Raw genomic sequence first — 23,417 nt, forward strand, 5'->3', positions numbered from 1 at the left:
GTCAGGCTTCGGCGAGGCGTGCCGCGACGGCGGCGACGTGCTCGTCGGACTCGGTGAGCGCCGCCCGCACGTACCGCTGGGCGGCGGGGCCGTAGAAGGCGCCGGCCGCGACCAGGATGCCGCGCCGGGCCAGCCAGTCGACGGTCTGCCAACAGTCCTCGTCCCGGGTGAGCCAGAGGTAGAGGCCCGCCTCCGAGTGCTCGATCGTGAAACCGGCCTCGGTGAACGCGGCGCTGAGCACCTCGCGCCGGGCGCGGTAGCGCTCCCGCTGCTCGACGGCGTGCTCCTCGTCGTGCAGGGCAGCCACCATCGCGGCCTGCACCGGCGCGGGCACGATCATGCCGGCGTGCTTACGGATCTTCAGCAGCTCGGCGACGAGGGTCGGATCCCCGGCCACGAACCCGGCCCGGTAACCGGCGAGGTTGGACCGCTTGGAGAGCGAGTGCACGGCCAGCACGCCGGTGTAGTCGCCGCCGCAGACCTGCGGGGAGAGCACCGAGACCGGCTCGGCCGACCAGCCCAGCGGCAGGTAACACTCGTCGCTGGCGACCACCGCGCCGCGCTCCCGGGCCCAGTCGACGACCTTGCGCAGGTGCGCCGCGGGCAGCACCCGACCCGTCGGGTTACCGGGCGAGTTGATCCAGACCAACCGGACCCGCGGCGTCGGCCCGACCGAGGTGAGCGAGTCGGCCCGGACCACGGTGGCACCGGCCAGCCGGGCGCCGTCCTCGTACGTCGGATACGCGATCGACGGTACGACCACCACGTCGCCCGGACCGATGCCGAGCAGGGTGGGCAGCCAGGCGACCAACTCTTTGGAGCCGATGGTCGGCAGCACACCGAGCCCGTCGACGCCCGCGCCACAGGCCCGGGCCACCCACCCGGCGATGGCGGCGCGGAGCGCCGGGGTGCCGGCGGTCAGCGGGTAGCCCGGCGCGTCGGACGCGTCAGCCAGCGCCTGACGGATCACCGCCGGGACCGGGTCGACCGGCGTACCCATGGAGAGGTTGATCAGGCCATCCGGATGCGCCGCGGCCAGGGTGGCCGCGGCGTCCAGGGTGTCCCAGGTGAACTCGGGCAGCCGTGCCGAGACCGGCGCGGGCCGGTTCAGTGGCCCTCGCCGCGCGGCGGCTGCGCGGCGACGAAGGTCGCGTCCTTCTCCACCTTGCCGATCTTCGAGGCGCCCCCGGGCGAGCCCAGGTCCTCGAAGAACTCGTAGTTGGCGCCGGTGTAGTCCTTCCACTGCTCCGGGACGTCATCCTCGTAGAAGATCGCCTCCACCGGGCAGACGGGCTCACAGGCACCACAGTCGACGCACTCGTCGGGGTGGATGTAGAGCATCCGGTTGCCCTCGTAAATGCAGTCGACCGGGCATTCCTCGATGCATGCCTTGTCGAGCACATCCACGCACGGCTCGGCGATGATGTAGGTCACCGGTCTTCTCCTCCGCAAGACGCGCCGCGATCTCCCGCGACGGTAAGAGCCTAGTATCTCGCCGGGGAGGGGGTCGATCGTGCTCCGACAGCAGGATGTGGGACATCGGATCGTGGTCCGTCGGATTGTGGGGATTCGCGAAGGCCGCCCGCTGTTCAGCGACGCCCTCGGCGAGCTGGTCGAGCTGAGCGAGACTCATCTCACCCTCGCCACGGCACAGGGTCCGCTACGCGTCCCGGTGGCGCAGGTGCACCGCGCGAAGCGGGTGCCACCGACCCGCCGGCCGACGGCCGCGGCGGTGGTGGCGCTGGAACGGGCCGCCAACGAGGCGTGGCCCGCCCCGACCCGCGGCCGACTCGGTGACTGGTTGCTGCGCTCGGCCGAGGGCTGGACCGGCCGGGCCAACTCGGCGCTGCCGATCGGCGATCCCGACCGGCCGTTGCCGGCGGCCGTGGACGCGGTCGAGCGCTGGTACGCCGAGCGGGGTCAGCCCGCGATGATCAACACACCGCTACCGCTCGCCGCACCGGTCGGCGCCGAGTTGGACGAGCGCGGCTGGACCACCCGTCCACCCACCCTCGTACAGACCGCGTCCCTGCCCCTACCGCTCGCCGCCGTCGACCTCGGCGGGCCGGACGCTGCCGTCGTCGAGCTGGCGACCGCGCCGAGCGCGGACTGGCTCGCCATCGCTGCCGGCCGCAAGGGCGGCCTACCGGATGCCGCCCGGCACGTGCTCACCGCCGTGGACCAGGTCCGCTTCGCCCACGGGTACGTCGACGGCGCGCTGGCGGCGATCGGCCGGGCGACGGTGACCGGCCAGGGGCGATGGCTGGGCCTCAGCCTGATCGAGGTGGTGCCGGCGGCCCGTCGGCAGGGGCTGGCCCGACGCGTGATCGGCGAGCTGACCGCCTGGGGCGTGTCGGCCGGCGCGACACACGCGTTCCTGCAGGTGGAGCAGCGCAACACGCCCGCCATCGCGCTCTACCGAACGCTGAACTTCACCACCCACCACACCTACCTGACCCGAGTAGCCCCAACCTGACCCCCCACCCCCACCCCCACCCCGCGCCCGCGCCGACGCCGACTCCGACGCCGATCTTGCACTTCTGCGGCGACAAAAAGGGCGAACCTGCCCATGCCGGCGACCGAAAGTGCAAGATCGGCGCGGGGGTCTGGCTCGGCGCGCAGGTGCGGCTTGGCGCGGGGGTTCGCAGGGGTGGCGCGGGGTGCTGGCGTCAGCGGCGGACTACCCGGCGGGGCTTCGCGGCTTTGACCTCGGCGTACCGCTTGAGCTGCTGCGAGCGGTAGTCGAGACCGAGGGCGGTCGCCACCAGGTAGCCGGCCAGCACGCCGAGGCCGGTGGCGAGCAGATAGAGCCAGATCATGGCGAAGAACGTGCCCGCGCCATCCCCGAAGGGGTTGTAGCCGACGAGCAGCGGCCCGACCAGCACGGTCAGGGCCATGGCGATCAACACCGCGACCGTCACGTCGCCCGCCCAGGCGGCCAGCGGCCGGGCGCGTCCCCAGCGGAAGGCGACCACGGCCAGGGTCAACCCGATCACCACGAACATCACCAGGGTGACCCGGTCGGCCGCAGCGTCGTCTTTGTCGAAGACGAATCGGGTGATGAGGCGGGCGATCACGTTGACCGCGAAGAGCCCACCCGCGAGCACCCCGGTGATCCGCCACCGTCTGTCCATCGCACGACCTCCTGCCGTACGCCCCTTCTCGCGGGGCCGCTTCCCTGGCAGGAATATCTACCACTCGTAGCTGTGTGACGTCACCAGGCGCGGAGCGTGGATGGCGGGGCGAGGATCTGCCGGAAGCCCATCACGGCGAACGTCATCGCGCCGGCCACGATCATCGCCAGGCCGACCCAGTTGTCGCCGGCCAGCAGCAGGTCGCCCTCGGTAGTGCGGATGGCCGCCACCGCCATCAGGGCGAACCACGGCACCGCCGGCAGCGCCACCGCCCAACGGCGGTCGACCACCTCGTGCGCGAACCAGCTCAGCAGGATGTTCGCGCCGACCGCGAGCAACGCCGAGACGCCGATGAGCTGCCCGCCGACCCGGACGGTGGCGAGCAGCAGCTCCAACACCCCCGTCACCACGCCGGCCACCACCACGACGATCCCGCCGGCCACCCGTAGGCCCAGGTCCAGCAGGCGCGGCGGCGGCCCCGCCGGGGGCGGGGCGTCCTGGTCGTTCACGACCGACATCGGCGCGGCGGGCAACGTCACCGGAGACCGGCCGCCGCGACCGGGGAGCGGTCCGCGTCGGCCTCTCCGATCAGCCCGGCGAAGAGGTCGTCCTCCCAGCCGTACGGGCCGAAACCCGGACCCTTCGCGCCGACGGCGAGGGTGAAGAACTCCACACCCATGAACTCGCCGCCGAAGTTGCCCGCGATCGAGTAGAGCCACGAGGTGGCCGGGATCTGGGTGGCGTGCGCCCGCATCGCCGCCTCCTTGGCGAGATGCTGGTCGGTGCCGTCGATCCGGGCGGCGATCTGCTCGTCCGGGGTGCCGAAGGGCAGCTCGGCCAGGTCCTGGATGCCGGCGAACGGATTGTCCGAGGATTCGGCGAAGTGCGACATGCCGGCCTCCAGCACGCTCAACGGCATGGCCGTCCAGTAGACCTTCGCCGGGGCGCAGCCCTCGACGGCGGCCAGCTCGACGGCGCGCATCGCCACCCGGTGCGCCTGAATGTGGTCAGGGTGCCCGTAGAAGCCGTTCGGGTCGTAGGTGACCAGCACCTGGGGGCGTACCTCTCGCATGATCTCCACCAGATGCCCGGCGGCCTCGTCGAGGTCGGCCTGCCAGAAGGCCCGGGGGTGCTCGTTCGTCGCAAGGCCCATCATGCCCGAGTCGCGGTAGCGACCGGCGCCGCCCAGGAAGCGGTGGTCGGCGACGCCGAGCGCCGCGCAGGCGGCCGCCAGCTCCGCGATCCGGTACCCGCCGAGCTGGTCGGCCTCGGCGGCGGCGAGCTGCGCGAGCGCCGGTACGTGGATCTCGCCCTCCTCGCCGAGCGTGCAGGTCACCAACGTGACGTGCGCCCCGGCGGCGGCGTAGTGGGCCATGGTCGAGCCGGTGCCGATCGACTCGTCGTCGGGATGCGCGTGGACCAGCAGCAGGCGGCGGTCGGGCAGCGTCGTCACGACGGTCACTCTAACCGGCGGTAGGGGCCGGGAGTCGTTGGACGCGTCCGCCCAGGTCGGCCACATCACGCCCGGCGCGGCTCTACGATTTGGCCTGTGGACTTTCCGGAGCTGGCCGCCCGTACCCGCCGGTTCAGCCACGGCGCGCCCCGGGCCGTCTCCGTGGCCGCGGACGGCGCCCGGGTGATCTTCCTGCGCTCGGCCGGTCCGGAGGATCCGGCGGACGCGCTCTGGCTGCTGGACGTGGCGACCGGCGAGGAACGGCTGGTGGCCGACCCAGTGGCCCTGCTGGGCGACGACGGCGACGTACGGGCGCTCACCCCCGGTGAGCGGGCGCTGCGGGAACGGCTCCGGCTCAGCGCCGCCGGCATCGGCTCGTACGCGTTGGACGCCGCCGGCCGGGTGGCCGTGTTCGCGCTGGCCGGACGCCTGTTCCGGGCCGACCTGGTACACGGCGACGTGGTGGAGGTGGCCGCCGTCGGTCCGGTGCTGGACCCTCGACCGGATCCGACCGGCGAGCGCCTGGCGTACGTGACCGACGCGGCCGAGGGCGTACGCCGGGGCGAACTGCGGGTGATCGACGCCGACGGTGCCGACACCCTGTTGGCCGGCGAGGACGCGGGCGTGAGCTGGGGGTTGGCCGAGCACATCGCGGCCGAGGAGTTCGGCCGGTACCGGGGCTACTGGTGGGCCCCGGACGGACGCACGGTGCTCGCCGCCCGGGTGGACGAGTCCCGGCTGGACCGCTGGCACCTGCACGACCCGGCCGAGCCGGGCAGTCCGCCGACCGCCGTCGCGTATCCCCGGGCCGGCGGCCCGAACGCCGAGGTGAGCCTGCACCTGCTGGACCTCGACGACGGCTGGGTCGACGTGCACTGGGACCGCGAGACCTACCCGTACCTGACCGGGGTGAGCTGGGCGGAGGGCAGCCCGCTGATCACCGTGCTGCGCCGCTCGCAGCAGCACGGGCTGGTCCTCGCCGTGGACCCACGGACGGGTGAGACGCAGGTCCACGCCGAGCTGGCCGACCCGCGCTGGGTGGAGCCGATCGCCGGTACCCCGGCGCACCTGCCCGACGGCCGGGTGCTGGTCGGGGGTGAGCTGGCCCACGACGGGTACGACGCGAGGTGCCTGTTCGCCGACGGCACGCTACTCACCCCACCCTCGCTGTACGTGCGGCGGGTCGTCGGTCGGTTGCCGGCCGTCAGCGGCCCCGCCGACCTGCTGGTGGAGGCGAGCGATGGCGAGCCCAGCGAGCGGCACCTGTTCCGGGTCCGTACGACGATCGGCGGCGGGGTGGACGCCCGGCGTCTCACCACCGACTCGGGCTGGCACACGGCGGCCGTGGGCGGCGACGTGCTGGTGGTCGGCACGGCGTCGCTGGACCACGCCGGGGTGCGCTGGACCGTGTCGCGCGGCGGCCAGGAGCTGACCGAGCTGCGGTCGCTGGCCGCCGAGCCGCCGTACTCTCCGCTGCCGCTGCTGGAACGGGTGACCGACCGGCGGCTCCCGGCGGCGGTGCTCTACCCGGACAATCACGTGACGGGCCGACGACTGCCGGTGCTGCTGGACATCTACGGCGGCCCGGGCCACCAAGAGGTGGTGGCGGCGCGGGCCGCGTGGTTGGAGCGGCAGTGGTGGGCCGACGCCGGTTTCGCGGTGGTCACGATCGACAACCGGGGTACGCCGGGAGTGGCCCCCTCGTTCGAGAAGGCGATCCACCGGCGGCTGGCCGACGTCATCCTGACCGACCAGATCGACGCGTTGACCGCGCTCGCCGGTAAGCACCCGGACCTGGACCTCGGCCGGGTGGCCGTACGCGGCTGGTCGTTCGGCGGGTGGCTGGCCGGGTTGGCCGTGCTGCGTCACCCCGAGTTGTTCAAGTGCGGCATCGCCGGCGCCCCGGTGACCGACTGGGCGCTGTACGACACCGCGTACACCGAGCGCTATCTCGGCCTGCCGGAGGACGGCATGGACGTGTACGCGCACCACTCGCTCGTCGAGTTGGCCGCCGAGCCGGTCACCGGTCCGGACCAGGCCCGCCCGCTGCTGCTGGTACACGGCATGGCGGACGACAACGTGGTGGCCGCGCACACGCTCCGGTTGTCGGCGGCACTGCTGTCGACCGGCCGGCCGCACGCCGTGCTGCCGCTGACCGGCGCCACCCACATGGCCGCGAACGGCACCGCCGAGCGGCTGCTCCCGCTGGAACTGGAGTTCCTGCGTACGCATCTGCGGTGAGTCGAACCGCGCGCAACAACCGGAGGTACCGACGTGAATCGGCTGGAGGGGCGCGCGGCACTGGTCACGGGCTCGACGAGCGGGATTGGGCGGGGCGTGGCGGAGGCGATGGCCCGCGAGGGCGCCATCGTCATCGTGACCGGGCTCGGCGCGGAGCAGGGCGCTCAGGTCGTCGACGGGATCGTCGCGGAGGGCGGTACCGCACACTTCGTCGAGGCAGACCTCTCCGCGGGCGGCAGCGAAATCCGCCGGCTCGCCCAGGACGCGACGGCCCTGGCGGGTCGGCCGATCGACATCCTGGTCAACAACGCGGCCTTCCTCGTGCCGCCGCACCCCATGACCGACTCGACCGAGGAACAGGTCAACCTGGTGCTGGAGGTCAACGTCAAAGCCCCGTACCTGCTGACGGCCGCTCTGGTGCCCGGCATGGTCGAGCACGGCGGTGGCTCGGTGATCAACATGGGTTCGATCGGCGGAGTGGACGGAATCAAGTTCACCTCGCTGTACGGTGCGAGCAAGGCGGCTCTGCACTCGCTGACAAGGTCGTGGGCAGCGGAGTTGGCCGCCGACGGGGTACGGGTCAACACCGTCGCCCCCGGCCCCACCCTCACGGAGAGCAACCAGGACCTCCGCCCGCTCCTGGAGGAGATCGCCGAGAGCAACCCGGACCGGCGTACGGGCACCGTGCAGGACACCGCCGCGGCGGTGATCTTCCTGGCCAGTGACGACGCGTCACACATCCACGGCGTACTCCTCCCCGTGGACGGCGGAGCCCTCGCGATCTGAGCCTCCGACGGGTGCGCCGGCAGCAGGTCGGCGTACGCCCTGGCCTGCGCCCGGTCAGAGACTTCCCGAGTCCGGCCAGTGCGACCAGTGCGTGTTCGGCCATCTGGGCGTGTACCGCGTCAGGTCACCGGTCGCCAGCACATCGGCGAGCTGGCGGAACGTCTCGGACTGGCTTGGCCGGGCGTCGCCGGCCAGGTCCGGGTGGTGCCATTCGTCCAGCCGCAGAACCTCGGGCAGGTCGACGGGGATTCGGCGGCGCAGTTCCCGTTCGTCCGCCAGGAGAAGCTCACGGTGGCGCGGAACAAGCCGACGCAGCACGTCGACCAGCTCCTCACCCGATTCGCCGGCAACGGCGATGTCCTGACCGCGAAGTACCAAGGGACCGCCCCGGTACGTCTCCGGTTCGTCCGGGTCCTCTATCTCGTCCCAGTTGTCGACCCGGTCGAGAAAGTCGCCGTTGTCGGTGCCAGGTTCGCCGCTGGTCAGGCAGTTGCCGAACACGTAGAGCACGTCGGTGAGGTTGCCGGCCCGTGGCGAGTAGCCGATTCTCTCGACGATGAGCGCCCATCGCCCCACGTCCCGATATCCGTGCAGCCGGGCGTCGACGGCGTAGTAGTAGCCGTTGTCGAGGTCCGGAAACCGGAACTCCTCGGCTGCGGCGTCGAGTTGTTCGAGGATGTCGGCCGGGCGCACAGCCGAGCAGTGTAGTGCGTCACGCGGCGGCACCCACCTGACCGCGAACGGCACCGCCGAGCGACTGCTCCCGCTGGAAAGCGACTGCTTCCGCTGGAACTGGAATTCCTGCGTAGCCACCTGTGCGGACGGGTCCGCCGCAACGAGGTCGTCGCATCAGGCGCTCGACTGCTGGCATCGGCAGTCCGGCAGGGCTGTCGGAAGGGGGCCTTTCGCCCGCTCTTGCATCCCGCGCACCGGGTGCCGCGCAAGGCGCTCATCCCTTGGGACTGGGGCCGAACCGGTTCGCTCCGGGCGTGCCGTCCTGAACGAAGAACACGATCAGGACGATGGCACCCACGATCGGCACGAGGCCGATCAGCAGCCACCACCCCGTCTTGTCGGTGTCGTGCAGGCGGCGCACCGCGACAGCCAGCGTCGGCAGCAGCAGTGCCAGGGAGACGACGAGGCCGATGAAACCGTTCGACGAACCGTCGACAAAATTCAATCCCAGTGCGTTGTCCAGGACGGAAGCGACGATGCTGACAAGAACGGTGAACAGGGCGAACCACCAGTACTCAGACCGGCGGGCCCGGCCTGCGAAGCCGACGTACTGGCTGAGCACCGATTTGACGGCGGTACCGAAGGACATGGCAGCCTCCCGTTCAATGAGGGGTTCCCATGGTAATCGCGAGAGCAAGCAAGCAGATCGATGCCGCAGGGTCAACGGCTGGCCCAGTAGTCCCGTTCGGGCAGGAGAACCCAGCGGTCGGCGGGACCGGTGATGCATCGCGCGTCGGCAGGGCACAGACCTACGAAGGCGCAGGCGTATGCGGGAGCCTTCAGTCGATAGAGATAGCTGAGCAGGACCGCCTGACTGGTGTCGGTGCTCGACGCGGCACCGCCAGGGTGCAGGTCCCAGCCGATCGTCTCCCCGTCGCGGTGGATGCTGCCCTGGTTGCCGCTCTTCGGATTCGCGTACAGGCCGTAGGCGATGGTGCCGGCGGACAGCGACCGACCCACCACGGGTGTCTGCGGCTGATATCCCCATGGCTGGGTCAGCACGCAGCCGCCAGGAACATCGGTGATGCCGACGAGCAGCAGATCGTTCATCTCCGAGAGCCAGCTCCAGTCGTCCTCCTCCCCCGGCTCGGGATCCTCGTCGACATCGACCTCGACCTCGTAGTGCGCGAGCAACTCGTCCTCGGTCATCGGGGTGGCGTCGAGCCGACGGACAGCCTCCGAGGCGTCGATGCCCGCGACGCAGAGAAGCCCGGTCCCGTCGTAATAGTCGACCTGCAGACGATCGCCCAGCTCACCGGCCAACGCGACGGCATCTCGCTCGGACGAACTCAGTTCGACACCGGCAGGGGCGGCACCGAAGAGGTCAGGCTCGGGACCGGCGAGGCTCAGCCGACCGGGCGACCATCCCGCCATCATCGACTGCCACGGGTCCGCGCCGGCGGCCGCCAGCACCCGGGCGTTGTCGTGCCGTCGCGACTGAACCGCCAGCCACAGCGGGGACCGGCCATCGGACAGGACATCGACATCGGATGCCGCCGCGGCCATCGCCGCCACTACCGAGGGCGGCGAGTGCTCCGCCGCGACATGCAGGGCCGAGTCACGCCCGCGCGGTGCGCAGGGGTCGGCTCCCGCCGCCAGGCGCGCCCGCACCTCGGCCTCGCTGCCGCCATCCCAGAACCGCACCCCGTCCCAGTCGGTCATGACCCGCCTCCCCGCCTGTCGACACCGACGACGCTAAACCGCGCGTACGACAGTCCCCCGTGACGCGCCATCCGCCGTGGTTGCCCTCAGGCCCACCCTCCCCTGGCCCACGATCGTCACAACATCAGGGTTGCTGCTGCTTCAGAGGCTCGGCAGGCAGCAACATCAGGGTTGTTGCTGCCTGCGCGTCACCGTCGGGGAGGTCGCGGCGGGTTGGCGGCCAGCGGTCGGCGCGCCACTCGTTCCAGGTCGTGAAACCGGCCGGTGGGTCGTCGACGGGTTCGGAGCCGTCGAGTTCGCCCGGCGTCGGGACGTCGATGCGGGCGGCCCACTCGGCGAGTTCCTCGTCGGACATGGGCCACGTCGTGTGGGGTGCGTCCGCCTGGCGCTGATCGAGCCGTTCGCGCTGCTCGGCCGGGGTGAGTTCGAAGTAGCGCAGCTCCACCTCCGCGCCGAGGTCGGCCGCGGCCTGTCGCAGGGCGGAACGCTCGTCCCGGCCCCAGAGGCCGAAGTCGATCACCACGTTGTTGCCGAGTTCGAGGGCCCGCAGCCCGATCTCGACGAGTCGCCCCTCGATGACGTCCGAGGCCGCCGGCGGATTCTCGGCCCCGTAGAGGGCCTTCACCCACTCGTCCTTGGTCAGCCGAAGCGCCTTCTGCTCCACCTCGATCCGCCGGGCGGCGGTGGTCTTTCCGGTACACGGGAGCCCCACCGTCAGGAACAGTGTCGGTCGCGTCATCACGGCTCCTCTACGGTCAGCGTGCCCGGGTCTGCCAGACCGGCTTCTGCGGCTCGTCATTGTGCACGACGAAGTCGGCCTGATCCCTCGGGCGCACGATGTCGAAGTAGAGCTGCTGGGCGGGGATGTAACGCTCCCGCCAGCGCCGTTCGACCTCCGCCCGGGAGGACACCCGCCGCTCTCGGATCACGGCACGGTCCACCGTCGTCTCGATCGCCGAGGACACGAGAATGCGCAGCTCCCACCGATCGATCAGTTCCGGGCGCATGAGGAAGACGCCGTCGAACACCAGCACGGCGTCGGCCGGGGCCGTCCTGCTCGGCGGGGACAGCACGGCATCCGTAGCGTGGTCGTACACCGCGGGCTGGAAGCCCCGATCGCCGCCCGGTCCGAGGGGGTCGAGCAGCACCCGGTTCAGTGCCGCCCAGTCGTGGGTGTCGAAATAGCAGCCTTCGGCCGAGTATTCGCCGCGCGGATAGCGTCGCGCCCGGGGAAAGAGGAAGTCGTCGACCGTCGCGCGGATGACGTAGCGGCCCTGATTCCGCAGGACGACGGCGAGTTCGTCGGCGAGGATGGTCTTGCCGGCGGCTGGTGGACCGTCGACGGCGACCCGTACCGGGTGTGCGACGTCGACGGAGCCGACCGCCTCGGCGAGACGGGCGAGCAGCTCCGCACGGCGCGGTCCCGGCCTCATGTCAGTCGTCCTCGATGCGCCCGGTGGCCGGATCGACCGTGGCCAGGAAGTCACGGATGTTCTTCCGGTGCTCGTCGAGCGACAGGCCGAGCGTCGGGCCCACACCGAATCCGTAGCCGGGGTTCGGCCCGCTGAGCCACGTGTAGTCGGTGCCGTCGCATTCGTTCGGGCGCAGAGCGAAGATCTCTCCGTCGACGTCGACCGTGACTGACGTGGCGTCGTCCGTGGGTACGGGACGCAGGCCGGGTACGGCGTCCCGATCGACATCGCCGTCATCTGGGTAGATCGGCTTCACCCGGCCATCTTCCCGCGAAAAGGCCCGAACGGCAGGACCCCTTCCAGTACGGCGTCGCCGACGCCACATGACCTCTGCCGCGAAGGACTCGTCACGAAAGGCGACATCGGTTACGGTCTCTGCAACAAACGCACGGGAGGACAACGTGTCGGATTATCCGAAGATGATCGTCCCGGTCGGTCACATCGAGCCGGTGCCTCGCCGGATCCGAGCCTTCCTCGGCGGCGAGCAGGTACTGGACACCACGCGGGCGTTGTACGTGTGGGAATGGCCGTTCTTCCCGCAGTACTACATCCCCGTCGACGACCTGAATCGCGACCTGTTGATCGAGGGCCAGCACACCGAGGTGACCCCGCGCGGGACCGCGCGGCTGCACGGGCTACAGGTTGGCGAGACGATCCGTCCTTCGTGCGGGCGGTTGTACGGAGACGACGCGCTGGCCGGATTGGCGAACACGATCCGGTTCGACTGGGCAGCCATGGATGCGTGGTTCGAGGAGGACGAAGAGGTCTTCGTCCACCCCCGCAACCCGTTTGCGCGGGTGGACGCGGTGCGTTCCACCCGCAGCGTCAGGGTGGAACTGGAAGGGGTCGTCCTGGCCGAGTCGACATCGCCCGTGCTGGTCTTCGAAACCGGTCTACCGCCTCGCTACTACCTCAACCGGACCGACGTGAACTTCGAGCACCTCGTGGCGTCGGCGACGAGGACCGCCTGCCCGTACAAGGGCCAGACCAGCGACTACTGGTCCATCCGTCTCGGTGACCAGACCCACCCGGACCTGGCCTGGTCGTACGACTTCCCGACGGCCGCACTCCTGCCGATCGCCGGCCTGATCGCCTTCTACAACGAGAAAGTCGATGTCTTCGTCGACGGCGAGCGACTGAGCCGGCCGACAACGCCCTTTCACTGATCAAGAATCGGCAAGGGCCCCTTTCGACGACGCTGTCGAAAGGGGCCCCGCGCGCGGTACGACGACCTACGGCTTGACGAACGCGTTGACGAACGCCGGGTAGCCGAAGACGCTGGAGACGAAGACGCCACCGGCCTTGGAGCCGTGCACGTGGTAAGCCACGTCGACGTAGAGCGGCACCACGGGTGCGTGCTCCTTCATGATCCGCTCGTCCAGCTTGGCCCACTCCGGGCCCTGCTCGGACGGGGCGAGCGCCAGGATCCGGTCCATCTCGGCGTTGATCGTCGGGTCGTTGAAGTACGACTGGTTGCTGTTCCCCTCGGCCTTGATGCTGCGGCCGTCGTACAGCACCGGCAGGATCGCCGCGCCGCTCGGCCAGTCCGCAGCCCAGTTACCGATGTACAGGTCCCACGGGTTGTCCTTCTTCTTGATCTCGTCGAGCTTGGCGTCGTCCGAGATGTTCCGCAGCGTGATCTTGAAGCCGGCACGCTCCAGGTTGGCCTTGAGCTGGGCGCCCTGCTGCTGTTCGGTCGAGTTGTCGGCGACACCGAGGACCAGCTCCGGCGTCTGCCCGCCGAGCAGTTCCTTGGCCTTGGCGACGTCGCCGTTGGGGCCCGCCGGGTACGCCTCGTACGCCTTGTAGCCGATCGTGGCCGGCGGCATCAGCGTGGTCAGCGGGGCGGCCACGTTCTGGCCACCGAGCGCCTTGACCATGCCCTCGCGGTCGATGGCGTAGTTGAGCGCCTGGCGGACCTTGAGGTCCTTGACCCGCTGGTTGTTGATGACGAGCTGGTTGGCGCTCGGCGTCGGCGAGAGGATGCTGCGCGACTTCAGCGCGGCGTCCCCGGCCACCTTGGCGACCAGGGAGGCGGGTACGGCGTTGAAGGCGAGCGCGCTCTGGTCGGCGCCGTTGTCGGCGATCACCCGGTTGTTGGCGGCGTCCGCGGTCGGGCCGAAACTCCACACGAACTGGTCCGGGTACTGGTGCCGGACCGGGTCGGTGTTGGGGTCCCAGTTCGGGTTGCGGTCGAGCGTGAGCTGCACGCCGACCTGGTTCTTGGCGACCTTGTAGGGGCCGGACGAGAACGGCTGCTTGTCCAGGTCGATGCCGGTGTCCTTGTCCGGGGGCAGCGGTGCGGTGGTCGGCAGCGAGACGGCGAACGGCAGGTCACAGCGCGGCTTGGCGAACTCGAACCGCAGCGTCTTCGAGTCCGGCGTGGTCAGACCCGGCGGCAGGGACGTCTTGTTCTTCTTGAAGTCCCACTTGGTGTCGAACTGCGGGGTGTCGGCCAGCCACTCCTGGATATAGGTCGGGCCACCGGAGAGGTCGGGGTCGAAGGAGCGGGCGATGCCGTACGCGATCTCCTTGGCGGTGATCGGCCGGCCGTCCTCGAACTTCACCCCGTCCTTGATGGTGAATTCCCAGACCTTGCAGTCGTTGTTGACGTTCTTGCCCGGCGTCTCGGCGAGGTCACCGACGAGGACCAGGCCGCCCTTGCCGTCGTCCTTCCAGGTGGTGAGGTAGCGCGCGAAGAGCGGGTTGGTCATGAGGCCGGCGAACGAGTACGTCCGCTGCGGGTCGAGGTGGGAGATCGGCGACTCCCGGATGATGGTGAAGGTGCCGCCCTTCGCGGCGCCGCTCACCTCGGCCGCCGGCCCCTGTGAGTCCTTGGGGTCGGTCGCGATGACCCCGGTCTGCTGCCGGCTGTTGTCCACCGTGGTGCCCTCGCCCGTGTTCTTCGAGCACGCACCCAATGCCACAACCAGAGCGATCGCGCCGCCTGCGGCAACCGCCACGCGTGGTCGCATGAAGTACCTCCTTCACCCATCTGCCGTGCGGTTCCGTCGGGGCGGGAACCGCCGACGTCCCGAGGATCGTAAGGAAGAAAAACTACAATTTGTGTAACAGTTGTCGATAAATTTCGCCAGCGGCCACGCGCGGGACGACGAACGGGTCAGCGCAGCCGCACCCGTGGGTCGATGGCCGCGTACAGCAGGTCCACCAGCATGTTCGCCAGCACCACGAAGACCGCCGCGATCAGCACGGTGGCCATGATGGTGGGCAGGTCTCCGGCTTTCACTGCGTCCACCGCCGTACGCCCCAGCCCCTGGATGCCGAACGTCGTCTCGGTGATCACCGTGCCGCCCAGCGCCCCACCGACGTCCAGCCCCGCGATGGTCACCACCGGGGTGATCGCCGCGCGCAGCGCGTGCCGCCCGTACACCTTGGGTTTGGACAGGCCCTTGGCCCGCGCGGTGCGGACGAAGTCCTCGGAGAGCGTCTCCAGCATCTGCGCCCGGGACAGCCGGGCGTAGATCGCCGAGAACAGGAATGCCAACGCCACCCAGGCGAGCACCAGCCCACTGGCCCACTTCGCCGGATTGTCGAACAGGGACGTGTAGCTCGGCACCGGCAGCCAGCGCAGGTTGTAGACGAACACCAGCAGCAGCACCGCGCCCACGAAGTAGAGCTGCAACGACGCGCCGGTGAGCGAGAAGCCGATGGCGGCCCGGTCCAGCCAGGTGCCCCGGCGCAACGCCGAGACCATGCCCAGCCCCACCCCGAGCAGCAGCCAGAGGACGGCCGCCGGGATCACGATGCTCAGTGTCACCGGCAGCACCCGGGCGATGGTGTCCGAGACCGCCTCGTTGGTGACGTACGACCAGCCCAGGCAGGGCGCGTCGCACCGGCCACCCTGGGCGCTGCCCAGGTCCCGACCGGTGACGATGCCCTTCATGTAGCCGGCGTACTGGCTGACCAACGGGTCGTTGAGGCCCAGGTCGTCGCGGACCCGCTCCAGCCGCTCCGGGTTGCAGTTCTTGGAGCAGATACTGCTCACCGGGTCGCGGGGCAGCGCGAAGAACATCAGGAACGTCAACACGCTCACCGCGAAGAGGGTCAGCACCGCCGAGAAGAGCCGCTTGATCAGAAATCGCGTCATGGGGACCCCTACCGGGACGACTTCGGGTCGAGCGCGTCCCGCAACGCGTCGCCGAAGAGGTTGAAGGCGAACACCAGCGCGAAGATCGTGATGCCCGGGAAGAACACGTACGCCGGGTCGGTCTGGAGGTAGTCCAGACTGTCGTAGATCATCCGGCCGAAGCTCGGCGTCTCGTCGCTGAGGCCGACGCCGATGAAGGACAGCGCGGCCTCGCTGGTGATGAACTGCGGCACCGCCAGGGAGAACGACACCAGGATCGGCGCCCAGATGTTCGGCAGGAGCTGCCGGAAGATGATGTGCCTGAGCCCGGCGCCGCTGGCCTTGGCGGCCTCCACGAACTCCCGCTCGCGCAGCGCGATCACCTGCCCGCGCACCAGACGCGCCGTGCTGGTCCAGCCGAAGATCGCGAACACGGCGATCAGCACACCCACCCCGAATGCCGACGACACCTGCCCCCGCTCGCCGTAGAAGCGCAGCGTGATGGCGGGGGTGAGGGCCAACGCGATGATCAGGAACGGCATGGCCAGGGTCAGGTCGGTGATCCAGTTGATCACCGCGTCGAGCCAACCGCCGAGGTAACCCGCCAGCGCGCCGAGCGCGATGCCGATCGCGGCGGTGATCAGGGCTGCGGCGATCGCGATGAACAGGGACGTCCGCAGCCCGTAGATCAATCGGATGAAGATGTCCCGGCCCAGCGCCGGCTCCAGCCCGAACCAGTGGTCGCCGCTGACGCCGCCGACGTAGCCGAGCGGCATGCCGTTGCCGTCGAGCAGGTTCTGGAACTGCTCGCGCGGCCCCACGCCGTAGACCATCTCGATCAGCGGGGCCGACAACCCCAACACCATGAAGAACACCAGGAGTACGCCGCTGACAACTGCCGTACGGTCCCGGCGCAGCCGCAGCCAGGCGAGCTGCCCGGGCGAGCGGCCGACGACGCCCTTCGCGGCGGGCGTGCTCGCGTCCGGGTCGGACTCGATCTCGGCCAGCGCGACACCCTCCACCGGGGACAGGCTCACGACGACACCTCCTCGACGGTCGCTGCGGCAACGCTGGCCGCCTCGGCGGACTCCGGGAAGTGACACGCGGTGGCCTGCCGGCCGCCGTCGCGCGCGACCAGCGCCGGCTCCTCGGTGGCGCAGATGTCCTGTGCCTTCCAGCAGCGGGTCCGGAACCGGCAGCCCGACGGCGGGTCGAGCGGGGTGGGCACGTCACCGGTCAGCCGGATCCGGCCCGCCGGGCCGAGCTGCGTGACGTCCGGGATCGCCGAGAGCAGCGCCCGGGTGTACGGGTGCTGCGGGCGCTCGTAGATGTCCTCCCGGTCGCCGATCTCCACGATCCGGCCCAGGTACATGACCGCGACCCGCTGACAGAAGTGCCGGACCACGGCCAGGTCGTGCGCGATGAACACGAACGCCAGCCCGAGTTCGGATTGCAGGTCGCGCAGCAGGTTCACGACCTGCGCCTGGATCGAGACGTCCAGCGCGCTCACCGGCTCGTCGGCGACGATCAGCTTCGGCCGCAGCGCCAACGCGCGGGCGATGCCGATGCGCTGACGCTGCCCGCCGGAGAACTCGTGCGGGTACCGGTTGTAGTGCTCCGGGTTCAACCCGACCAGCTCCAGCAGCTCCTGCACCCGCGCCTTGATCCCGCCGGGCGGCTTGATGCCGTTGACCTGCAACGGCATCGCCACGATCCGACCGACCGTGTGCCGTGGGTTCAGCGACGCGTACGGGTCCTGGAAGATGATCTGAAGTTCCTGCCGCAGCGGGCGCAGCTCGCGCCGACCGGCGTGGGTGATGTCCCGCCCGCCGAACTCGATGCTGCCCGACGTCGGTTCCAGCAGCCGCACCAGCATCCGGCCGGTGGTGGTCTTGCCACAGCCCGACTCCCCCACCAGGCCGAGCGTCTCGCCGGGTCGCACGTCGAAGTCGAGCCCGTCGACCGCCCGCACGGTGCCGGTCGCGCGCAGTCCCTGCCGTACCGGAAAGTGCTTGGTCAGCCCGCGGACCCGCAGCAGTGGTTCGTCGCTCATCGGGCCACCCCCACGGATGCCACGTTCTCGGCGTAGATCGCTGCCCGCTCCTCGGCGCTCAGGTGACAGGCGACCAGGTGGCCGTCGCCGCCCGCCGGTCGTAGCTCGGGGACCTCGGTGCGGGAGCGGTCGCCGACCCGGTCGTCGTAGCGGCAACGCGGGTGGAAGGCGCACCCGGACGGCAGGTTGATGAGGCTGGGCGGGTTGCCGGGGATGGGCACCAGGTCCGCGTCCGCGTCGCCGTGCAGCGACGGCACGCTGGAGAGCAACCCCCAGGTGTACGGATGCTGCGGCGAGCGGAGCACCTGCTCGACGCTGCCGTGCTCGACGGCCCGCCCGCCGTACATGACCAGCACCTCGTCGGCGACCTGGCCGACGACGCCGAGATCGTGGGTGATCAGGATGATCGCGGAGTGGAACTCGGCCTGCAGGTCGGCGAGCAGGTCGAGGATCTGCGCCTGCACGGTGACGTCCAGCGCGGTGGTCGGCTCGTCGGCGATCAGCAACGCCGGGTCGTTGACCAGCGCCATGGCGATCATCGCCCGCTGGCGCATGCCGCCGGAGAACTCGTGCGGGTACTGATCGAAGCGGCGGGCGGGCTGCGGGATGCCGACCCGGTCCAACATGTCCACCGCCCGCTGCCGGGCCGCACGCCGGCCGACCTCCGGGTGGTGCACCCGGTACGCCTCGGCGATCTGCCGGCCGACGGTGTAGTACGGGTGCAGCGCCGAGAGCGGGTCCTGGAAGATCATCGCCATGTCCCGGCCGCGCAGTCGGCGTACGTCCTCCTCGGGCAGACCGACGAGCTCCCGGCCACCGACGGAGATCTCCCCCGTGATCGTGGCCCGCTTGGGATCGTGCAGACCGAGGATGGCCAGCGACGTGACACTCTTTCCGGAGCCGGACTCACCGACGATGCCGAGCGTGCGCCCCCGCTCGACGGCGAAGGACACCCCGTCGACCGCGCGCACGACGCCGTCGGAGGTGTCGAACCGGACCCGCAGGTCACTCACCCGCAGGTAGGGATCCGAGCTGTCCACGGCACCTCCCTCAGTGACGAAGAGAACCTACAACAATGTCCAGAGGGTGAAAATAAGCTACAACTTCGGCACCTGTCAGCGGGCCCGAGCGTAACGAGTCCGCATCAGCCCCGCACGCCCGTCACCGCGCCATTCACCGGCGTTCATGGCCGTACCCGCACGTCAGGTGCGACCATTGGACGAGCAACCAGCGGAGGATGCCCGTGGCACGAGGTGGAGGTGACCCATGACCGCGGCGGTGTTCGATCACGGAGGTCCGTGGACCGAAGAGGAGTTCCTCGCCCTCGGCGAGACGCAGGAACGCGTCGAACTCTTCGACTGGAGCCTCCACGTGACCCCCGGACCCACGCCGCGTCACCAAAGAATCTCCCGCAAGCTCGGCAACATCCTGGAAGCAGCGGCGGAGGTAGCCAGCCTTGAGCTGCTGGAGGCAGTAAATGTTCGCCTCCGGCCAGGTCGAATACCGATCCCCGATCTCGTCGTAACCAACGCCATCGACCTCGACGAACCCACCATCGAGTCGGCCGATGTGCGGCTGGTTTGCGAGATCATCTCGCCGAGCAACGCATCCACCGACAAAGTCCTCAAGATGCATTACTACGCCGCAGCCGGCATCGAGTGGTACCTGCTGGTGGAGCAGGGAACGGGCGCGATGCGCCTTTACCAGCGGCAGGGCAGCCACTACGTGGAGAGGGCAACGACGAAACGCGGCGAGGTGCTGGAGCTGACCGAGCCGGTCCGCGCCACGATCCGGCCGGAGGATCTCGTCCCCTGACGGGTGTCGGTCGGCTGCCCTAGGGTCGTCACATGACCGAGTTCGACGCGGCCACCACCGCCGTCCAGGCCGCTCTCGACGCGGGCGCCCGGTACGCCGACGCGCGGGTGATGCACCGCCGCTACGAGTCGATGACCGCGCGCAACGGCGACGTGGAGGAGCTGACCCAGGACGAGAGCATCGGGCTCGGCGTCCGGGCGCTGGTCGGCGCGAGTTGGGGCTTTCACGCCGTACCCGATCTGTCGGATGCCGCCGCCCGCGACGCCGGCCGGCGGGCGACCCGGACCGCGATGGCCAGCGCGCGAGTGCCCGGCCCCGCCGTCGACCTGGTCGCGGTCGAGGCCGTGACGGCGAGCTGGTCCTCGGACTGCCGGATCGACCCGCTCGGGGTTCCGCTGTCCGACAAGGGCGACCTGCTGGTCGGCGCGACCCGCGCCATGGCCGAGCACGGCGCGGACCTGGCCGAGGGGCTCTACCAGATCTGGGACACCGCGAAGTGGTTCGTCTCCAGCGAGGGTCACCGCATCGACCAGCGCATCCGCGAGTGCGGCGGCGGCATCTCGGCCACCTCCATCGGCGACGGCGAGACACAACGACGGTCCTGGCCCAGTTACCGAGGGCAGTACGGCACCACCGGCTGGGAGTTGGTCGAATCGCTCGACCTGGCCGCGCACGCCGCGCAGATCGCCGAGGAGTCGCGGGCGCTGCTCACCGCGCCACCGTGCCCGGCCGGCGAGACGGATCTGATCCTCGGCAGCGAGCAGTTGGCCCTGCAGATCCACGAGTCGGTGGGCCACGCCATCGAACTGGACCGGATCCTGGGCTGGGAGGCCGCGTTCGCCGGCACGTCCTGGCTGGACCTGGCCCAACTCGGCGCGCTGCGCTACGGCTCCGAGCTGATGAACGTCACCATCGACCCGACGATCCCCGGCGCGCTGGGCAGCTTCGGTTTCGACGACGAGGGCTCACCCGCCGTCAAGCGGGACGCGGTACGCGACGGCCGGTGGGTGGGGGTGCTCGCGGGTCGCGACTCCGCAGCCGTGGCGGGCCTCGACTACGGCGGCAGCGTACGCGCCGACGGATGGGCCCGGCTGCCGATGGTGCGGATGACCAACGTGGGCCTGGAACCCGGTCCGCACACCCTGGAGGAGATCATCGCGGCCACCGACGACGGCGTGCTGATGGACCTCAACCGCTCGTGGTCGATCGACGACAAGCGGCTCAACTTCCAGTTCGGCTGCGAGATCGGCTGGGAGATCAAGAACGGTCGGCGGGGGCGGATGCTGCGCAATCCGACGTACACCGGGATCGGGCCGCTGTTCTGGCGTTCGATGGACATGCTCTCCGGCGAGACGGTGCCCTGGGGGACGCCCAACTGCGGCAAGGGCCAGCCGGGCCAGATCGGGCACACCGGCCACCCGGCCGCGCCGGCCCGCTTCAAGAACGTCCGGGTGGGGGTGTCGGCGTGAGCGCGAGGAGTGAGCCGGTTTTGCGAGCCCCGCAGTCGCGAACGAAAGGTGGCCCCGCGTGAGCGCGAGGAGTGAGTTGGAGCTGGCGGGGCAGGTCGTCGAGTTGGTCCGACGGCTCGGTGGCCCGGCCGCGCAGGCCGAGGTGGTGGCGACCCGGGCGGATCTGGCGCTGACCCGCTTCGCCAACTCGGCCATCCACCAGAACGTCTCCGAGTCGACGGTCGGCGTCCGGCTGCGGGTGCACGTCGCTGGACGCACCGTCGCCGGCAGCGGAAGCATCGTCACTACGGACGGGCTGCACGCGCTCGTCGAGCGGACCTTGGCCGCGACACGCCTCGGTCCGCTCGACCCGGGGTGGCCCGGCCTGGCGCCGCCCACGCCCGCGTCGATCGCGCCGCCCGTCGACGAGGCGACCGCCCACGCCGAGCCGGACCAGCGGGCCGACCGGGTGGCCGCGTTCGTGGCGGCCGCCGGGCCGCTCACCACGGCGGGATACTGCCGTACCGCGCACCGCTCGTCGGCGTTCGCCAACTCGGCGGGGCACAGCGCGTACGGCCGGTCGGCGGAGGCGGCGATGGACGGCATCGCCCGCCGCGACGGCGCCGACGGCGTCGCGCGGCGCAGCGCGGACCGGCTGTCCGACCTGGACGGGGCCGAGCTGGGCGCGCAGGCCGCCGCGAAGGCGCAGGCCGCAGCCGATCCGGTCGAGTTGCCGCCGGGGCGCTACGAGGTGGTGTTCGAACCGGCCGCCGTGGCAGACCTGTTGCAGAACCTGTCCTGGTACGGCTTCAACGGCAAGCGGTACGCCGAGCGGCAGTCCTTCGCCGAGCCGGGGGCGGCCCAGTTCGACCCGCTGGTGACCCTGGTGGACGATCCGCTCGGTGCGTCGGGCCTGCCGTTCGACGCCGAGGGCACCGGCCGGCGGGCGGTGACCCTGGTCGAGGCGGGCACCACGCGGGCCGTCGCGCACGACCGGCGGACCGCCGCCGAGGCGGGCGCGGAGTCCACCGGCCACGCGATCGCGGGCGGTGCCACCTGGGGCCCGATGGCCCGCAACCTCCGACTCTCGCCTGCGGCGGCAGGCCCGGCCAGCGCGGTGGGCCGGAACACCACGGGTACGGCCGCCGGCGCGGTGGTCGACGCGGACACGGCGGCGCTGGTCGCCGGAGTACGACGGGGGCTGCTGGTCAGCGACCTCTGGTACACCCGGGTGCTCGACCCGAAGAGCCTGGTCGTCACCGGGTTGACCCGCAACGGGGTGTGGCTGATCGAGGACGGCACGGTCGTCCGGGCCGTCCGCGACCTGCGGTTCACCGAGTCGTACCCCCGGGCGCTCGGGCCGGGCGCGGTGCTCGGGCTGGGTGCTCTGCCGGTGCGCCAACCGGACCGGGTGGACGGCGCCTGGTGGGAGGCGCCCTCGGTGCGGCTGGCGTCCTGGCACTTCACCGGAGGCGCGTCGGGCTGAGCACCCCGCGACGGTCCGCGCACCTCGGCGTTTCAACAGGCCAGACACACGGGACGGTCCCTTGCGCGGACGGCTCGAAGAGATCGGCGTAACGTGTGTCACTTAGCTGCGTCGGTCGATCCGGCGTGGTCGTTGGTGTGCGCATGACGTGGCAGCGGGTGCGGGTTCGCCGGTCCGCGTGCCGACCGGAGAGAGCAGCCCGCCCGTACGGGCCCGTCGAGGAGACGACTCGAATGACTTCAACGGCAACGAGGCCGCGGGGAGCGCGGGCGCGCGCCGCCATCGCGGCGAAGACGTTGCGTACCGACCGATGGTGGTTCGCCCCGATGATCACGGTGATCGGGCTCGGCGCCTGGGTGGCGTACGCGACGGTCCGGGTGTTCATGCACAAGTGGTACTGGGTGGACCAGTTCCACTACCTGACCCCGTTCTACTCCCCGTGCGTGACCGACCGGTGTGTCGAGCAGGCCTCGCACTTCGGCCGGTTCCTGCCCGGCTGGTGGATCATCCCGGACGCCGCGCTGACCCTGCCGTTCCTGTTGCTGTTCCGGCTCACCTGCTACTACTACCGCAAGGCGTACTACCGGTCGTTCTGGCTGTCGCCGCCGGCCTGCGCCGTCCCGGACGGTCACAAGGAGTACGGCGGGGAGACGCGTTTCCCGCTGCTCGGTCAGAACCTGCACCGCTACTTCTTCTACGCCGCCGCGATCATCTCGCTGATCAACACGTGGGACGCGATCCTCGCCTTCCACTCACCCAAGGGCTTCGGCTTCGGGCTGGGCAACATCATCCTGCTGCTCAACGTGGTGATGCTCTGGGCGTACACGATCTCCTGCCACTCCTGCCGGCACATCATCGGCGGCCGGCTCAAGCACTTCTCCAAGCACCCGGTGCGCTACCGGGCGTGGACCTTCGTCTCGGCGTTGAACGTCCGGCACATGCAGCTCGCCTGGATCACCCTCGGCACTCTCGCGCTGACCGACTTCTACGTGATGGCGCTGTCGGCCGGCTGGTTCAACGACCTGCGGTTCATCAACTAAAGGGC

The 23,417-nt window shown here is 70.4% G+C and carries 24 protein-coding genes; 8 read left to right on the top strand and 16 right to left on the bottom strand.

Annotation, left to right across the window (positions count from 1 at the left end):
- Position 1 precedes the first annotated feature (1 nt).
- Together dapC and fdxA are read right to left on the bottom strand one after the other, a co-directional pair.
- Complete coding sequence (gene dapC, locus ACN269_RS15175) at positions 2 to 1,111, bottom strand: succinyldiaminopimelate transaminase (protein ID WP_421476358.1); 1,110 nt, start codon at positions 1,109 to 1,111, stop codon at positions 2 to 4.
- Positions 1,108 to 1,434, bottom strand: coding sequence for a ferredoxin (gene fdxA / locus ACN269_RS15180; RefSeq protein ID WP_007464872.1), 327 nt, complete (start codon positions 1,432 to 1,434; stop codon positions 1,108 to 1,110). The genes dapC and fdxA overlap by 4 nt, the downstream gene beginning before the upstream one ends.
- A gap of 79 nt (positions 1,435 to 1,513) precedes the next feature.
- Between fdxA and ACN269_RS15185 the strand changes: the two genes are divergently transcribed.
- Positions 1,514 to 2,476 carry a GNAT family N-acetyltransferase gene (locus tag ACN269_RS15185; RefSeq protein WP_421473062.1) on the top strand — a complete coding sequence of 321 codons (963 nt, stop codon included), beginning with the start codon at positions 1,514 to 1,516 and terminating at the stop codon, positions 2,474 to 2,476.
- A 193-nt stretch (positions 2,477 to 2,669) separates the two neighbouring features.
- Here the strand turns inward: ACN269_RS15185 and ACN269_RS15190 are convergent, their stop codons facing one another.
- From ACN269_RS15190 to mshB, 3 genes are all read right to left on the bottom strand, one after another.
- Positions 2,670 to 3,134, bottom strand: a complete 465-nt coding sequence (locus ACN269_RS15190; protein ID WP_421473063.1) for a hypothetical protein — start codon at positions 3,132 to 3,134, stop codon at positions 2,670 to 2,672.
- A gap of 80 nt (positions 3,135 to 3,214) precedes the next feature.
- The gene (locus tag ACN269_RS15195; protein WP_421473064.1) at positions 3,215 to 3,652 is read right to left on the bottom strand and encodes a hypothetical protein; all 438 of its coding nucleotides are present in this window, start codon (positions 3,650 to 3,652) and stop codon (positions 3,215 to 3,217) included.
- 17 nt (positions 3,653 to 3,669) lie between these two features.
- On the bottom strand, positions 3,670 to 4,596 hold the full coding sequence (mshB, locus tag ACN269_RS15200) for an N-acetyl-1-D-myo-inositol-2-amino-2-deoxy-alpha-D-glucopyranoside deacetylase (RefSeq protein WP_421473065.1): 927 nt from the start codon (positions 4,594 to 4,596) through the stop codon (positions 3,670 to 3,672).
- Positions 4,597 to 4,683: 87 nt separating this feature from the next.
- Here mshB and ACN269_RS15205 point away from each other — a divergent pair, with 87 nt between their 5' ends.
- Both ACN269_RS15205 and ACN269_RS15210 read left to right on the top strand, forming a co-directional pair.
- The gene (locus ACN269_RS15205; protein WP_421473066.1) at positions 4,684 to 6,828 is read left to right on the top strand and encodes a prolyl oligopeptidase family serine peptidase; all 2,145 of its coding nucleotides are present in this window, start codon (positions 4,684 to 4,686) and stop codon (positions 6,826 to 6,828) included.
- Between the two features lie 33 nt (positions 6,829 to 6,861).
- On the top strand, positions 6,862 to 7,614 hold the full coding sequence (locus ACN269_RS15210) for an SDR family NAD(P)-dependent oxidoreductase (protein WP_421473067.1): 753 nt from the start codon (positions 6,862 to 6,864) through the stop codon (positions 7,612 to 7,614).
- Between the two features lie 54 nt (positions 7,615 to 7,668).
- Here ACN269_RS15210 and ACN269_RS15215 read toward each other — a convergent pair whose 3' ends face one another.
- The 6 genes from ACN269_RS15215 to ACN269_RS15240 all read right to left on the bottom strand — a co-directional run bounded on the left by ACN269_RS15215 (position 7,669) and on the right by ACN269_RS15240 (position 11,739).
- On the bottom strand, positions 7,669 to 8,307 hold the full coding sequence (locus tag ACN269_RS15215; protein WP_421473068.1) for a DUF7003 family protein: 639 nt from the start codon (positions 8,305 to 8,307) through the stop codon (positions 7,669 to 7,671).
- A 256-nt stretch (positions 8,308 to 8,563) separates the two neighbouring features.
- The gene (locus tag ACN269_RS15220) at positions 8,564 to 8,938 is read right to left on the bottom strand and encodes a DUF805 domain-containing protein (protein ID WP_421473069.1); all 375 of its coding nucleotides are present in this window, start codon (positions 8,936 to 8,938) and stop codon (positions 8,564 to 8,566) included.
- A 71-nt stretch (positions 8,939 to 9,009) separates the two neighbouring features.
- Positions 9,010 to 10,011 (bottom strand): hypothetical protein, encoded by a 1,002-nt coding sequence (locus ACN269_RS15225; RefSeq protein WP_421473070.1) that lies wholly within the window; start codon positions 10,009 to 10,011, stop codon positions 9,010 to 9,012.
- 124 nt (positions 10,012 to 10,135) lie between these two features.
- The gene (locus ACN269_RS15230) at positions 10,136 to 10,750 is read right to left on the bottom strand and encodes an ATP-binding protein (protein ID WP_421473071.1); all 615 of its coding nucleotides are present in this window, start codon (positions 10,748 to 10,750) and stop codon (positions 10,136 to 10,138) included.
- A 16-nt stretch (positions 10,751 to 10,766) separates the two neighbouring features.
- Positions 10,767 to 11,444, bottom strand: a complete 678-nt coding sequence (locus tag ACN269_RS15235; protein WP_421473072.1) for a uridylate kinase — start codon at positions 11,442 to 11,444, stop codon at positions 10,767 to 10,769.
- 1 nt (position 11,445) lies between these two features.
- Positions 11,446 to 11,739, bottom strand: a complete 294-nt coding sequence (locus ACN269_RS15240) for a hypothetical protein (protein ID WP_421473073.1) — start codon at positions 11,737 to 11,739, stop codon at positions 11,446 to 11,448.
- Between the two features lie 145 nt (positions 11,740 to 11,884).
- Between ACN269_RS15240 and ACN269_RS15245 the strand changes: the two genes are divergently transcribed.
- Positions 11,885 to 12,649: a DUF427 domain-containing protein gene (locus ACN269_RS15245; protein ID WP_421473074.1), complete on the top strand. Its 765-nt coding sequence runs from the start codon at positions 11,885 to 11,887 to the stop codon at positions 12,647 to 12,649.
- 66 nt (positions 12,650 to 12,715) lie between these two features.
- Here the strand turns inward: ACN269_RS15245 and ACN269_RS15250 are convergent, their stop codons facing one another.
- The 5 genes from ACN269_RS15250 to ACN269_RS15270 all read right to left on the bottom strand — a co-directional run bounded on the left by ACN269_RS15250 (position 12,716) and on the right by ACN269_RS15270 (position 18,663).
- The gene (locus tag ACN269_RS15250; RefSeq protein WP_421473075.1) at positions 12,716 to 14,458 is read right to left on the bottom strand and encodes an ABC transporter substrate-binding protein; all 1,743 of its coding nucleotides are present in this window, start codon (positions 14,456 to 14,458) and stop codon (positions 12,716 to 12,718) included.
- A gap of 146 nt (positions 14,459 to 14,604) precedes the next feature.
- The gene (locus ACN269_RS15255; protein ID WP_421473076.1) at positions 14,605 to 15,591 is read right to left on the bottom strand and encodes an ABC transporter permease; all 987 of its coding nucleotides are present in this window, start codon (positions 15,589 to 15,591) and stop codon (positions 14,605 to 14,607) included.
- 8 nt (positions 15,592 to 15,599) lie between these two features.
- Positions 15,600 to 16,607 (bottom strand): ABC transporter permease, encoded by a 1,008-nt coding sequence (locus ACN269_RS15260; protein WP_421473077.1) that lies wholly within the window; start codon positions 16,605 to 16,607, stop codon positions 15,600 to 15,602.
- On the bottom strand, positions 16,604 to 17,623 hold the full coding sequence (locus ACN269_RS15265; RefSeq protein WP_421473079.1) for an ABC transporter ATP-binding protein: 1,020 nt from the start codon (positions 17,621 to 17,623) through the stop codon (positions 16,604 to 16,606). Before ACN269_RS15265 ends, ACN269_RS15260 begins: the two co-directional genes overlap by 4 nt.
- Complete coding sequence (locus ACN269_RS15270; RefSeq protein WP_421473080.1) at positions 17,620 to 18,663, bottom strand: ABC transporter ATP-binding protein; 1,044 nt, start codon at positions 18,661 to 18,663, stop codon at positions 17,620 to 17,622. Before ACN269_RS15270 ends, ACN269_RS15265 begins: the two co-directional genes overlap by 4 nt.
- Before the next feature lie 226 nt (positions 18,664 to 18,889).
- On the opposite strand from ACN269_RS15270, the gene ACN269_RS15275 reads away from it, so the two are divergent.
- The 4 genes from ACN269_RS15275 (at position 18,890) to ACN269_RS15290 (ending at position 23,412) form a co-directional block, all read left to right on the top strand.
- On the top strand, positions 18,890 to 19,438 hold the full coding sequence (locus ACN269_RS15275; protein ID WP_421473081.1) for a Uma2 family endonuclease: 549 nt from the start codon (positions 18,890 to 18,892) through the stop codon (positions 19,436 to 19,438).
- A 32-nt stretch (positions 19,439 to 19,470) separates the two neighbouring features.
- Entirely contained in the window at positions 19,471 to 20,907 is a 1,437-nt protein-coding gene (locus ACN269_RS15280) for a TldD/PmbA family protein (protein ID WP_421473082.1), read from the top strand.
- A gap of 58 nt (positions 20,908 to 20,965) precedes the next feature.
- Positions 20,966 to 22,372 (top strand): TldD/PmbA family protein, encoded by a 1,407-nt coding sequence (locus tag ACN269_RS15285; protein WP_421473083.1) that lies wholly within the window; start codon positions 20,966 to 20,968, stop codon positions 22,370 to 22,372.
- A gap of 233 nt (positions 22,373 to 22,605) precedes the next feature.
- Entirely contained in the window at positions 22,606 to 23,412 is an 807-nt protein-coding gene (locus ACN269_RS15290; RefSeq protein ID WP_421473084.1) for a hypothetical protein, read from the top strand.
- Positions 23,413 to 23,417 lie beyond the last annotated feature (5 nt).

The organism is Micromonospora sp. WMMD736 (genome assembly GCF_049179015.1).
GTDB lineage: Bacteria > Actinomycetota > Actinomycetes > Mycobacteriales > Micromonosporaceae > Micromonospora.